The sequence below is a fragment of the Paraburkholderia ginsengiterrae genome (assembly GCF_001645125.1).
Classification (GTDB): Bacteria; Pseudomonadota; Gammaproteobacteria; order Burkholderiales; family Burkholderiaceae; genus Paraburkholderia; species Paraburkholderia ginsengiterrae.
Map to the genome: position 1 here is coordinate 29,133 of NZ_LXKA01000345.1, position 12,898 is coordinate 42,030.

Sequence of the window (12,898 nt, forward strand, 5' to 3'; positions counted from 1 at the left end):
CGCTGCCGGGATTAGTGCAGATGATTCATAGATTATAGCTTCCCGCGTGATCGAGCCGGCCGTGGCTCCGATACAGATCAGGCTTCGGGGCCGCGGCCGGAATTGCCTTCCTGACCCTGCGCGAGCAGCCATTCGAACATCTGCTCGACGATGGGCGAGCGCGAAGGCCCGGACACGCGCGATATCCACCACGTCATGCCCGGCAAACGCGGGTAATCGTCGAGGATGGTCAAAGCGTCTTCATCGATACTGCCTTGCGCCACCAGCCGGGAGAGGCAAGCAATGCCGCGTCCGCGCAACGCCGCGTCCAGCACGAGACGCTGATCGTCATAGATCGCGCTCATGCGAAAGGCCGACAGTTGCGCGCGGAAAATCGGCGCGGTGCTCTCGCTGGTCAGGTTTTCCTCGAGGCAGATGAGGCCCGTATGCAAATGATGCTTGGCGCGTGGCACGCGGTCTAATTTCGCCGCCAGTGCCGTGGCGCACACGGTCACCCACTCGTCTTGCAGAAACGGAAGTTCCAATAGCCCGGCCTGTTGCATTGGCCGCGCTCCGATCGTTAAGTCGACGTCGATCTCATCGACGTAACGCGCGCTCTCATCAGTGGAAAGCAATGGACATAGATCGGGAAGTACCTGCTGCAACTGATCGAGACGCGGTTGCAGCCAACCGTGCAGCAACGGAGCGGGGCACACCAGTACGACGAGCCCAGGGTCGAGGTACGTGGCGATCCGTCCGAGCCCGCTGCGCAGCGTTTCCATGGAGCGCTGCACGCTTCGCTGCAGCACCTCGCCGGCGACCGTCAGTTCCACGCCGCGGCCGATTCTGCGAAACAACGGTTGCCCCAGTTGCTCTTCGAGCTGCTGGATCTGATGGCTGATGGCTGATTGCGACAGATGCAGTTCGTCGGCCGCGCGCGAGAAATTACCCAGTCTGGCGGCCGCTTCGAAGCCCATCAGCAGCTTCAGGGAGGGGACACGTTGCATTGAGATATGAGGAAAATTAATCGGTTAAGGCAATAAACATCATTTTTCATCAAGTGTAACCCGTATCACAATACCTCACCACCTAACGATGGAGACACAGGAATGAGTCGCTTTGACGCTCGCCAACATGGCTACCGGATGCCCGCTGAATGGGAAAAGATGCACACCACCTGGTTGGGATGGCCGATTCTGGAAGGCCGCGAAGACCTGTGGGGACCGCATTATCTGCGGGTTTGCCGGGAGTTCGCGCTGGTCGCGCAGACCATTGCCCGCTATCAGCGTTGCGTGGTGACGGCTCATCACAGTGAGGCGGATGCAGCGCGCGAGTTGCTCGGTAGCAGCGTCGAAGTGCTCGCCGTCGCGGCGGAAGACAACTGGCTGCGCGACTGCGGGCCGATTTTCCTGGTGGGCGAGGGTGGCCGGCTGGGCGCCGCTTCGTTCCGCTTCAACTGCTGGGGCGAGAAATACCAGCCTTACGACGGTTGCCAGCAGGTGGGGCAGGACATTGCCCGCGCGGCCGGAGCGCAAATTTTCAACTCTCATATGGTGCTGGAAGGCGGCGCTTTTTATGTCGATGGACAGGGCACGCTGATCACCACGGAAAGCTGCCTGCTGCATCCGAATCGCAATCCGCACATGAGTCGCGCGGAAATCGAGGCCGAACTCAGGCGTATGCTGGGAGTGGAGAAAATTGTCTGGCTGCCTGGTAATCCTGATGAAATTGAAACGAGCGGGCATGTGGACGGCATTGCGTCGTTTATTGCGCCAGGCAAGATGCTGTGCCAGAGCGCGAGCCCGGTGCAGGGCGATTACTTTCATGTGATGCGTGAGAATCGCCGCGCGCTGGAGCTGGCCACCGACGCAGCCGGGCGCCGCTTCGAACTGCTCGATCTGCCCTCGCCGATTGTCAGCGAACGCTATGGCTCCGAGCGCTACTGCGATTGCTACGCGAACTACATTCTGGTCAACGGCGCGGTGATCTCGACCGCGTTTGGTGTGGAGCAGGATCAGGCCGCGCGCGAGGTCTTCGCTCAGGCGTTTCCGGAGCGGCGCGTCGAACTGCTGCCGATTCCCACTTTGTCGATCGGCGGCGGTAGCATCCATTGTTCGACGCAGCAGCAGCCAGCCACCACTCACTGATCCGGACCGGATCCAATCATCGAAGGGAGACGTCACATGTCGTCGCGAAACATCACCGTAGCGTCGGTGCAAATGGCATCGGGCAGTTGGACCTTTGAAGACAATATGGCCACCGCGGAAAGACTGATCCGCGCGGCCGCAGCGCAGGGCGCCAACCTCGTACTGGTCCCCGAGCTTTTCACGATGCCGTACTTCTGTCTGGATCAGAACGTGCGGCATTTGGAACTGGCCGAACCGTTTGCAGACAATCCGCGGATTGCCCGCTTCGCGAAACTTGCCGGCGAACTGGGCATTGTGTTGCCCATTGGGTTTTTCGAGCGGGCCGGCAATGCCGCCTATAACTCGATTGCCGTAGCTGATGCCGACGGCAAAGTACTCGGCGTGTATCGCAAGACTCACATTCCGGACGGTCCCGGCTATACCGAGAAGTTCTATTTCACGCCGGGCGACACCGGCTTCAAGGTGTGGGACACGCGCTTTGGCAAGATCGGCATCGGCATCTGCTGGGATCAGTGGTATCCGGAGACGGCTCGGAGCCTCGCCCTGATGGGCGCTGAAGTCCTGTGCTTTCCGACCATCATCGGGTCGGAGCCGTTCAGCAGCGAGTTCGACTCGGCGGGTCACTGGCAACGCACGATGCAGGGTCATGCGGCAGCGAATATGGTGCCGGTGGTGGCTGCCAACCGGATTGGCCGTGAGGTCGGCTTCGGCAACGGCAATCCACAACAGCAGGGACTCACCGGCGTGTTCTACGGTTCCAGTTTCATTGCGGATCATACGGGCGCGAAGGTGGCGGAGGCCAATCGCACGGACGAAACCATTCTTCTGCACACGTTCGATCTGAACGCCATTCGCGCGGACCGGCAGTCGTGGGGATTCTTCCGCGATCGCCGCCCGGAGATGTATCGCACGCTGCTAACCAGCGACGGCGCTTCTTCCTGCTATCGCTAAGGAGTACGTTATGAAAAAACACTGGCGCCTATCGTTCGCCGGTCTTGGTTTCTGTCTGTGTCTGTTCGCAGGGCAATCCCATGCCGAGGAAGAGAAAGTACTGAACCTGTACAACTGGAGCGATTATTTCGCCCCCGACACGTTGTCCGAGTTCCAGAAGGAAACCGGCATCAAGGTCCGTTACGACGCGTACGACAGCGACGAGACACTGCAATCCAAGCTGATGACGGGCGACAGTGGCTACGACCTGGTGTGGCCGACTAACGATTTCATGGCGAAGCAGATCCAGGCCGGCGCGTTTCGCAAGCTCGACAAGAGCAAGCTGCCGAATCTCAGGAATCTGGACCCCGCGCTGCTGAAACTGATGGCGCAGTCCGATCCGGGCAATCAGTATGGCGTCCCCTACATGTGGGGGACGGTGGGCGTGGGCTACGACCGCGCCAAAGTCAGCGCGATCCTCGGCAAGGATATGCCGGCGGACAGCATGGACCTGCTGTTTAACCCGGCAATCGCGTCGCGCATCGCCGCTCACTGCGGCATCGGCTTGCAGGACTCCGCGAGCACGGTGTTGCCGTTGGCCCTGCGCTACGTTGGCCGCGATCCGGTGAATCCGACCGCGCTGGATTATGCGGTTGCGCAGACCATGCTGCTGAAGGCGCGGCCTAATATTCGTCTGTTCGTGGATTCGGCTAGCGCCAACGAGTTGATCGACGGCGAACTGTGCGTCATGGTCGGCTACTCAGGGGCGATTAACCTGGCCGCGCAAAAGGCGCGAGAGCTGGACCACAAGCGCGACGTTGTCTACGACATCCCGAGCATAGGCACGCTAATGTGGTTCGACGCCATGGTCATCCCCAAGACGGCGAAGCATCCGGACAATGCGCACGCGTTCATCAACTACATTCTGCGGCCGGACGTCGTGGCGAAGATCTCCAATGCCACGCGATACGCGAATGCCAATCAGGGCGCGCTGAGGTTGATGGACCCCGCGCTGATCAACAATCCGAACATCTATCCCGATGAGCAAAAGAAGCGGACTTTGTTTACGCCGGTGGCCGAAGCGCCCGCCACTGCTCGTCTGGAGGGTCGAATCTGGCTTGGTCTCAAGGCGAGCAAGCCCTGAGAAAAGGGTTATGCCGCAAGCTGTACCGATTGATATGAGGTGTTTTACATGACGACTAGACGTCATTTTCTGAAGCGGGGACTCATGGCATCCGGTGGTGCGCTGTTCTCTGGAGCGCTGGGCAGCAGCTTCTTCGGCGCGACCGCGTTCGCGCAAAGCGCCAACTGGAACATGCCGGACGAGGGCGGCGCTCACGCGGCGACCTGGATGGCGTTCGGTCCCAGCGAGGAAATCTGGGGCGGCAAACTGCTGCCCGTGGTCAGAGAGAACCTGGCTGGCATTGCGAAGGCCATCGCGGCACACGAGCCGGTAAAAATGCTGGTGCGGGAGGAGGACCACGACATCGCCGCCCGCCTGTGCGGCGGCGCGGTCGAACTCGTGCCTCAACCAATCGATGACCTGTGGATGCGGGATACCGGGCCCGTGTTCGTCAAAGGACCCGCAGGGCAGCTTGGCGCGGTGGGCTTTAACTTCAACGGCTGGGGTAACAAGCAGGAACACGAGCAGGACGCGGAAGTCGCGTCGTTCGTCGCGCGCAGAGCCGGGGCGAAGCTGCTCGACACGCGTCTGGTCCTGGAAGGCGGTGGCATTGAAGTAGACGGAGAAGGCACGGCCATCATCACCGAGAGCTGCGTGCTGAATGCCAATCGCAATCCCGGTGTTGGCAAAGCGCAGTGCGAAGCGGAACTGTCCCGCCTGCTCGGGCTGCGGAAAATCATCTGGCTGCCAGGCATTGCAGGCAAAGACATTACCGATGGCCATACTGATTTCTACGCACGCTTTACGAGCCTTGGCGTGGTGGTTGCCGGGCTCGATCCGGATCCGTCTTCCTACGACCACGCGGTGACGAAGCGTCACCTGGACATCCTGCGAAAGTCCACCGATGCGAAGGGCCGCCCGTTGAGAGTTGTGGTGCTGCAAGGCCCGACGACCGTGCGCCGGAAGTATGAGAACGATCAGTTCGCCGCCGGCTACGTCAACTTCTACGTGTGCAATCGCGCGGTGATTGCCCCGGAGTTCGGCGACAGCAAAGCGGACCGCAATACGCGCGACATTCTCGCGGATCTTTTTCCCGGGCGGGATGTGATTCAGCTGAATATCGATGGCGTGGCAGCCGGTGGTGGAGGAATCCACTGCACGACACAACAGCAACCCAGGTGATCAGATTCTCGAGCTGCCGTGGGACGGCGGCTCGCTTGTGATTGATTTCGTGGTCGAATTTTCGACCGAACACTGAAGCGGTTTCCCTGATGATTGAAATCATGCCGTGGGCACATGTCCTGGCAGGGAGAGCTGTCGGCCGGCGTTTCGTATCCGCGAAAAACCACCGAGCTATTCCCGGGATGCCGCGAGCAATAAGAGGTAAATGGACATGGCGGCAAACAAAGACAATCAGACGTTGGACGCATCGATCAAGCGTAAGCCGGTGACGCGTCGCGGCTTTATCAAAGGATCAGCGTCGTTGCTGGGATTTTCACTGGTGGGCACGTTGGCGGCTTGTGGCGGTGGCGGTGAATCGCCGGGTTCGTCATCGGAATCTTCGACGTCGCCGCCATCGTCACAGAAGCCACCCGTCGCGCTCCAGGCTCCGTATCTGATGCCGAGCGAGGATTCACTGCATACAGCAACGTATATGGCATTCGCTTCGGGTTCGGAAGGGATCTGGGCACCGGTCACAGCACAGAGCACGGACGCGGGCATTGATCGGGTTCGTGCTGACCTGATGGACGTGGCCAAAGCAATCGGCACGTATGAGCCGGTCAACATGCTGGTGCTGCCGGTCGACCTGAGCGCCGCGCAGGCTTTGCTGACGATGCCGAGCGGCGCGAATCCCGCCATCCATGCGAACTACCTGGCGCGTGGCACCGGCGTGGGCGGCGTCAAACTTATCGCATTAGCCAATGGCTTCGACGATTTCTGGACGCGCGACACGGGCTGCGTCTTCGTCAAGGACACGGCCAATAGCAACGCATTGTGCGCGGTGAATTTCAACTTCAACGGCTGGGGCAACGCGAATACGGACGGCGTCAATCTCACCCCCGGCATGACGGTGACCGCTTCGGTTGCCGCAAGCAGCAACAAATCGAAAGCAGGCAAATTCTTCCAGCCGTTTGCGAACGACCACACGCTGGCAGCGTGGATGGCGAAGGCGAGCAACGCGACGCTGATCCAGAGCACGTTGACACTCGAAGGCGGGGCGATTGAATTCGACGGCGAGGCGACGGCGATCCTGACGGAATCCGCGGTGCTGCACGTCAATCGCAATCCACAACTGTTCGCCATTCCGAACGGTGTAGTCGCCAATGCGAAGCTGCTGCCAACGGCCAAAGACACGGTGCTTGCGGAGTTGCGACGCACGCTCGGGGTGCAGAAGATCATCTGGATCCCGGGCACGGCAACCTTTCCGCAAGGCGCCGGCGTCGGCGCTCAAGGCGGCGCGGCGACGCCTGACAAGGAAACCGACATCACGAATGGGCATGTCGACTTCTACGCGAAATTCCTCGCGCCCGGAGTTGTCGCGTACGCGGCCGATCCGGCCAACTCGACCTATGAACAGGCACTGATGCGCGCCAACTTCAGCCGCCTGTCGGGTCAATCGGATGCGAAGGGGCGGCCACTTACCCTGATTGCGTTGAATGCGCCAGGCACCTACTGCACCTCCAACGGCGTCACGTTGAGCGACAGGCAGATGACGAATTTTGCCGCGGGCTATATCAACTTCTACAAATGCAACGGGGCGATCATCGTTCCGAAGTTCAACGATGTTGCGGCCGATGCCGCCGCTGTGGCGACTATCCGACCGTATGCCGGCTCACGAGCGATTGTCCAGGTGGATATTCTGGGTATTGCGTCGGGTGGGGGCGGCGTGCATTGCTCGACTCGTGAACTCCCTGCTTAGAGGTGAGTATCGAGTGCGAGTGCCATGACGGCGCCCCCCCGCGGGCCTACTTCGCGGCAGCCTCGATGACCCGGGCGACCTCGTCAGGATGTGAGATATAGACCGCGTGACTTGCGCTCACTTCGGTGACCTTGGCGCCCGAGCGCTGATACATCCAGCGCTGGAGCTGTGGGCTCACCACGTGATCCTGTGTGGTCAGCACCGCATAGCTAGGCTTGGTCCGCCATGCAGCGACAGGCAGAGGTGCTGCCGCGGCTTTCTGTGCGAGTGGCTGTTGCGAGTCAGCCAGGAATTGCGCTTCTGACGGCGGAACGTCCTGCGCAAAGGTCTCGCGGAATCTCGCCGGCGGGATGTAGAAATATTTGTCCGGCGAGGCGCGCATGGCATCGTTTGGCGGGGCAAACTTCTGCAGGAGCTGGCCGGTGGCTTCGCCCTTGTCGGGTTGAATTGCGGCTACATAGACGAGTGCGCTCACCTTCGGGTCGGCGCCCGCATCCGTGATCACGGAGCCACCATAGCTATGACCGACGAGTACGACGGGGCCCTGCTGCCGATCAATGACGCGTTTGGTCGCGTCGACGTCCTCGTCGAGGCTGGTCAGCGGCTCCTGCACGATGCTCACGTGGTAGCCGTCTTTCGACAGGATGTCGTAGACGTTGCGCCAGCCAGAGCCGTCCACGAGCGCTCCGTGAACAATGACGATATCTTTTGCCGCGGTTCCGGCCTCGGCGTGGGCCATCGTGCTACCCATGGCAACCAGGGCGGCGGCAAGAAGAGTTTTTCGCAGTGCGAACATTTTAATCTCCACAATCACTTTCAAATACGCGTGTACAGGGGTGTCAGGCCAGCGTGTTCTTTATGGCCAGAACGTCGAACGGCTCAACCGTAGGAGGGTGCGCCAGCATTTCATCGACCCGCGCCATCAGGCTCTTCGCCATGTTGCCGGCCAGATGCGCCTGGCGATCCTCTTCACTCGCAAAGGCGTCGAAGACACCGAACGTGTTGGGCGACAGCCTGAGAGCGAACCAGATCGGCGTGGTTGCCTCCCGATTCGTCATTTCCAGGCCGTCGGCAAGAAAGTCCGCGACCGCCTGCTCCTTTCCGGGTTTGGCTTCAAGTCTGACAAATAAAGCATGCTTGATCATCTGTGTTCTCCAATGTCCGCGTGAGGGGCCACGCGATAGATGCACTTTACAAACGCGGTGTGTAGGAGAACACTGTCCCAATCGACAATTTTGATATCGATACTGCCATGCGAATTTTTGTACTCGCGCTCGAAGGGGTATTCGACACCGGCCTTACCGCGGTACTCGATGCCTTGGCGACGGCCAACGAACTTGCGCGCTCGACGGAAATTGCCATGCCGGGCTTCGAAATCACGATCGCGGGGATGCGTCCGGAGGTGCGCACCGCGCTCGGGCTGCAAGTTCCCGTGTGCGATGTGGCCGGCGCCCCCACTCCAGACTGGGTCGTTGTACCCGCGCTGAACAGGACCACGACGGATCTGCTGGTGCCATCGCTCGGCCGGGCTGACGTGATCGACGCGCTAGATGCGTTGCGCACGTGGCACGATGCCGGCGCTCACATCGGAGCGGCCTGTACGGGCACTTTTGTGCTGGCCGAGAGTGGCTTGCTCGATGGGCGCGAAGCCACGACAACCTGGTGGCTCTCGCCCGTGTTCCGGCAGCGTTACCCCGACGTGCACCTGGACGCGCATCGCATTCTCGTGCCCAGCGGCAGCACGGTGACGGCAGGGGCCGCACTGAGCCATCTCGACCTGGCGCTCTGGCTGATCCGCAACAACAGCCCCGAGGTTGCGGCGCTGGTGGCCAAGTACCTCGTATTCGATTCGCGGCCTTCGCAGTCCGCTTTTGCGATCTCCGATCACCTGTCCCATTCGGACCCGATCGTCGAACGTTTCGACCGCTGGGTGCGCGAACACCTCGACGCGGCAATCGCGCTCGACGACGCTGCAGACGCCCTGGCGACGAGTAAACGGACCTTGACGCGACGTCTGAACGAAGTGCTGGGTAAAACGCCCGTCGAGTACATCCAGGATCTGCGAATCGAGCGCGCCGTCCATCTGCTGAAAACGAGCAAGGACAGCGTGGATCGTATCGCCGAGCGTGTCGGCTACGCAGACGGCGTCACACTGCGCACGCTGCTGCGGCGGCGGCTTGGTAAAGGCGTCCGTGAGTTGCGGGCGTCCTGAGTCCGGAATCGACGAAAATCTTCAGCATCAACTTCAACGTGACCTGTGCGAGCGCATCGCAACGACATTGATCCAAACTGGGATAGCACTGCGAAAAATTGGTGGCGCGGTTTCGGCTACGACTGTTGTGACTTGATTGCAGTCGTTAGGGCGTGGGCTAACCGGATGGGTCGGCGGTGTGCGAGGTATTCCGCGCTTCGCTATGGCGGCGGGATTGACCGCAAGAATCTCGAACAGGTTCTAACATCACTTTTGAGCCTTCAGCCAAGCGACTGCCTGTGGCCTTGTGCCGCCTGCTTTCTTCCAATGGCATACCGCTCTGAGCGCCTCTTTCTCCGTCAACGCAAACTCTTGTTGAAATTCGTCAATCGTCGTGACCACGGGCGGGGCGTTCCTTGCCGCCGCGGCCTGTTTCCCCTTGCTTAGCCTGATTCCGCCGGGCGTTCCCTCCGCAGGCCCGGTGATATCCCAGAGCACCCACAATTTGTTCTTCTTCACGACGCGCAAATGGTAGCCGTACCCATTCACTGAAAGAGAAATGTGCGGCTCCGGGTCCGCTCCACCCGCGGCGCCGCCCAGGCCGCCTTCATGAACACCCGCGGTGATGCACCAGTTGTATTCACGCATATAGTGAAGTAGATCCGCGCTAGGCCCGGAGACGGCATCATTGGTCGTCGCATTGTTTAGCAAGTCCACCAGGTCTTCCCGAGTGATTGTCTGAATGATCGGCGTATCGGCCGTGCCAGGAAAATAGGCAACCGTTTGCTTGTACATCGACAAGACTTCGGTGATGCCTTTCTTTTGCAATAGTCTTGGCATGATGTGTCCTCGTTAAAAAGGGGCAAGATATTTAAGTCGCACCTTTATTTAATGAGGCCAGCGTTCCCCAACCGTTTCCCAACGGGTTTCACATCGTCGCCCAAGCTTCCCGGCCGCCAATCGGCAACTCGCGGCGCAAGGAGGCACACGGCTACGCCCCCGATGCACCAACAGGAAATCGCATCACGCCGATGCTGGGTCAGCCTTCATGATCCGGGTGAGGACGAATGTGCGCCGCAACTCGAATCCAAGACGTTCATACAGTCCGACCGCGGATTGATTGTCACTGAGTACGTGCAGGAATGGCGTTTCCCCACGACGCTTGATGTCCCTGCACAAGAGACTCACAAGCCTGCCAGCGAGGCCTCTGCCGCGCCAGTCGTCATCCACGCAAACCGCGCTTATTTCAACGTATCCGTCGAGGCGCATTCGTTCTCCGGCCATCGCAATGAGACGCCCGCCGTCTCGAATGCCGATGTAGTTGCCCATCTCGTGAGTTCGCTTGCCGAGGGGACCGGGTTTGGTCTTTTGAACCAGCGCGCGCATGTCTTCCGCATCTGCGCTACTCAGGGCGATCACGTCCGGGTCGTCCATGTCGCGGGTTTCGTGGCGAGTGCCTACCATTTGATGGATCACGCCCACACGTTCTGCTCGCAGCGCATCGCCTGGCACGACAGGATCGAAGGACAGCAACGCGACCTGCTCATCAGGCAGCAGGAGCTGGTGGAGCGCCTGGTAGGCAGCAGGGGTTTCGCACTCGACCGCAGCGAACGGAGCGACGTCGGGGTGAAAGCGGCGAGCAAGCAGATCGCCTTGCCGCAAATGCGCCTGTCTGGTTGTCAGGGCGCCCCAGATGGGGCGGTCGAGGCTGGATTGTGTTGAGTGGTTCATACCGGTTCCTTTTGACCGCTTCACTTCCTGCAGCACCGTCAAACGGCGTTCATCAGCATGCCGAGCGGTGCAAGCGGTCCGATTGGCATCAAGTCGAACGTCAGGAGGTTATCCCTGCCGAGTGGCAATGCCTTCAGAAGCTTGTCGGCCTCGTCGACTGAATCCACGTTCATCAGGAAAATGACCCCCTTCATTGCGTCCCGTAGCCAGAATTGCTCCATCTTGCCATCAAGGTAGAGCTGCAGGGTTGCGGGCACTTCCTTCGGCATATAGGCCTGTTGTTGCTCGAGGGTAAGCGGCTTGAGTGTGCCAATCGCCATCACTTTCATGGTCTGCTCCGGTTACACAGGTTGCTCAGGATGTTGTCCGGGAAAAGTTCGCAGGTTGCACCCGGATTGAGGGCTACTGTAGACAGGAACGGGTATGCGTACTATTGTCGTAAATGACATTTTTGAGGTCATTTACGACATGAAGCTGACCATTCTCGCACTCGATGGCGTGTTCGACACGGGGCTTTCCGCGGTGCTCGACGCTTTCACCACCGCGAACGATCTGGCCGCGATCCAACAGCCCGGCGTCGGTCCGCACTTTGAAATCGACGTGATCGGTATGCGGCGCGATGTGCGGACCGGCTTGGGCATGCGCGTGCCGGTCAAGCCGGCGAGCGCCATGGACCGGCCGGACTGGCTGGTCGTGCCGGCACTCGCCAAGAAAACGCCGGAGCAACTGGTGCCGGCGCTTGCGCGGCGCGACGTGCTCGATGCACTGGCATTGCTCCGTCAAAGTCACGCGGATGGCGTGAAGATCGCCACCGCTTGCATTGGCACTTTCGTGCTTGCGGAATCTGGCTTGCTGAATGGCGAGGAAGCCACCACCACGTGGTGGCTCGCGCCGCTGTTTCGTCAGCGTTACCCGGAGGTTCGCCTGGACAGCGCTCGCATGGTGGTGCCGTCGGGCGACTTCACCACCGCGGGCGCCGCGATGGGGCACCTCGATCTCGCTCTTTGGCTGTTGAATCAGGCGAGTCCCGATCTGGCATCGGTTGTAGCCCGCTATCTGCTGGTGGACGCGCGACCATCGCAAGCGCCCTACATGATCCCGGATCATCTCGCGCGCGCAGATCCGCTCGTCGAGCGCTTCGAGCGTTGGGCAAGAGGCCGGCTCGCTGAGGGCTTCTCGCTTGATGCCGCAGCGAGCGCCCTGGCGACCAGTACGCGAACACTGCAACGCCGCATCGAGGCTGTGCTTGGAAAATCTCCGCTGTCATACTTCCAGGACCTTCGCGTCGAGCGAGCCGTTCATCTCCTGCGCACGAGCCGTCTCGACATTGAGGCGATTGCCTCGGAAGTGGGCTATGTCGACGGCGCGACGTTGCGCACGCTATTGCGCCGGCGCCTTGGGCGTGGAGTGCGCGAACTGCGTGTCGCGAGGGTGGACGATATGTGAAGGTCGTGTTCCTGGCATGGATGTGGCAATAAGCGTGGCGAGACCGGGGGACTGTAATGGATAGGCCCGTATGAGACGTTGAGCGGTGAAGTTCCTCCACGTTACCATGACGAAATGCGTCAGCGTTTATTCTGGCCGCGCAGTGGCCATGTTAAGTGATACTGATCATTTGAGAAAGGCGGGGCGCCGTATCTCGTGCCTAGGCTTAGCGATGCCATCAAGGTTTCACAATACCATCAGACAATTGCAGCCGCGGACTAGGGGCAGGTTGGCGGCGATGATGTCTCTAATGACCGCATAAGAAGTAAGCACCCGGTGAAGGCACCTTGTCCAGCCCGTGCGTAAGCTATAGTGCGCTAGCGTAGGGTTTCCAGAGATGAGGGAGCAACGCATCAATGTCAGCGGCACGATGTGTTGGCAAGCGGGTGAGC

At 60.3% G+C, this 12,898-nt stretch carries 13 protein-coding genes; 7 read left to right on the forward strand and 6 right to left on the reverse strand.

Going from position 1 to position 12,898, the window contains the following annotated elements:
- Nucleotides 1-77: 77 nt before the first annotated feature.
- A complete protein-coding gene (locus A6V37_RS29485) occupies nucleotides 78-986 on the reverse strand; it encodes a LysR family transcriptional regulator (protein ID WP_064270113.1) in 909 nt (302 codons plus the stop codon).
- A 102-nt stretch (nucleotides 987-1,088) separates the two neighbouring features.
- On the opposite strand from A6V37_RS29485, the gene A6V37_RS29490 reads away from it, so the two are divergent.
- The 5 genes from A6V37_RS29490 to A6V37_RS29510 all read left to right on the forward strand — a co-directional run bounded on the left by A6V37_RS29490 (nucleotide 1,089) and on the right by A6V37_RS29510 (nucleotide 7,099).
- Nucleotides 1,089-2,126, forward strand: a complete 1,038-nt coding sequence (locus A6V37_RS29490; RefSeq protein ID WP_064270112.1) for an agmatine deiminase family protein — start codon at nucleotides 1,089-1,091, stop codon at nucleotides 2,124-2,126.
- A gap of 36 nt (nucleotides 2,127-2,162) precedes the next feature.
- Nucleotides 2,163-3,077, forward strand: a complete 915-nt coding sequence (gene aguB, locus A6V37_RS29495) for an N-carbamoylputrescine amidase (RefSeq protein ID WP_064270111.1) — start codon at nucleotides 2,163-2,165, stop codon at nucleotides 3,075-3,077.
- A gap of 10 nt (nucleotides 3,078-3,087) precedes the next feature.
- Nucleotides 3,088-4,200, forward strand: a complete 1,113-nt coding sequence (locus tag A6V37_RS29500; RefSeq protein ID WP_064270110.1) for a polyamine ABC transporter substrate-binding protein — start codon at nucleotides 3,088-3,090, stop codon at nucleotides 4,198-4,200.
- Nucleotides 4,201-4,248: 48 nt separating this feature from the next.
- On the forward strand, nucleotides 4,249-5,361 hold the full coding sequence (locus A6V37_RS29505; protein WP_064270109.1) for an agmatine deiminase family protein: 1,113 nt from the start codon (nucleotides 4,249-4,251) through the stop codon (nucleotides 5,359-5,361).
- Nucleotides 5,362-5,572: 211 nt separating this feature from the next.
- On the forward strand, nucleotides 5,573-7,099 hold the full coding sequence (locus A6V37_RS29510; protein ID WP_064270140.1) for an agmatine deiminase family protein: 1,527 nt from the start codon (nucleotides 5,573-5,575) through the stop codon (nucleotides 7,097-7,099).
- Nucleotides 7,100-7,145: 46 nt separating this feature from the next.
- Here A6V37_RS29510 and A6V37_RS29515 read toward each other — a convergent pair whose 3' ends face one another.
- Both A6V37_RS29515 and A6V37_RS29520 read right to left on the reverse strand, forming a co-directional pair.
- The gene (locus A6V37_RS29515) at nucleotides 7,146-7,895 is read right to left on the reverse strand and encodes an alpha/beta fold hydrolase (RefSeq protein ID WP_064270108.1); all 750 of its coding nucleotides are present in this window, start codon (nucleotides 7,893-7,895) and stop codon (nucleotides 7,146-7,148) included.
- A gap of 43 nt (nucleotides 7,896-7,938) precedes the next feature.
- A complete protein-coding gene (locus A6V37_RS29520; protein ID WP_064270107.1) occupies nucleotides 7,939-8,244 on the reverse strand; it encodes a putative quinol monooxygenase in 306 nt (101 codons plus the stop codon).
- A gap of 107 nt (nucleotides 8,245-8,351) precedes the next feature.
- On the opposite strand from A6V37_RS29520, the gene A6V37_RS29525 reads away from it, so the two are divergent.
- A complete protein-coding gene (locus tag A6V37_RS29525) occupies nucleotides 8,352-9,311 on the forward strand; it encodes a GlxA family transcriptional regulator (RefSeq protein ID WP_064270106.1) in 960 nt (319 codons plus the stop codon).
- A gap of 246 nt (nucleotides 9,312-9,557) precedes the next feature.
- On the opposite strand, the gene A6V37_RS29530 is transcribed toward A6V37_RS29525, so the two are convergent.
- The 3 genes from A6V37_RS29530 to A6V37_RS29540 all read right to left on the reverse strand — a co-directional run bounded on the left by A6V37_RS29530 (nucleotide 9,558) and on the right by A6V37_RS29540 (nucleotide 11,350).
- Entirely contained in the window at nucleotides 9,558-10,130 is a 573-nt protein-coding gene (locus A6V37_RS29530; protein ID WP_064270105.1) for a hypothetical protein, read from the reverse strand.
- 183 nt (nucleotides 10,131-10,313) lie between these two features.
- Nucleotides 10,314-11,021, reverse strand: a complete 708-nt coding sequence (locus A6V37_RS29535; protein ID WP_064270104.1) for a GNAT family N-acetyltransferase — start codon at nucleotides 11,019-11,021, stop codon at nucleotides 10,314-10,316.
- Between the two features lie 38 nt (nucleotides 11,022-11,059).
- Entirely contained in the window at nucleotides 11,060-11,350 is a 291-nt protein-coding gene (locus A6V37_RS29540) for a hypothetical protein (RefSeq protein ID WP_064270103.1), read from the reverse strand.
- 139 nt (nucleotides 11,351-11,489) lie between these two features.
- On the opposite strand from A6V37_RS29540, the gene A6V37_RS29545 reads away from it, so the two are divergent.
- Entirely contained in the window at nucleotides 11,490-12,467 is a 978-nt protein-coding gene (locus tag A6V37_RS29545; protein ID WP_064270139.1) for a GlxA family transcriptional regulator, read from the forward strand.
- Nucleotides 12,468-12,898 lie beyond the last annotated feature (431 nt).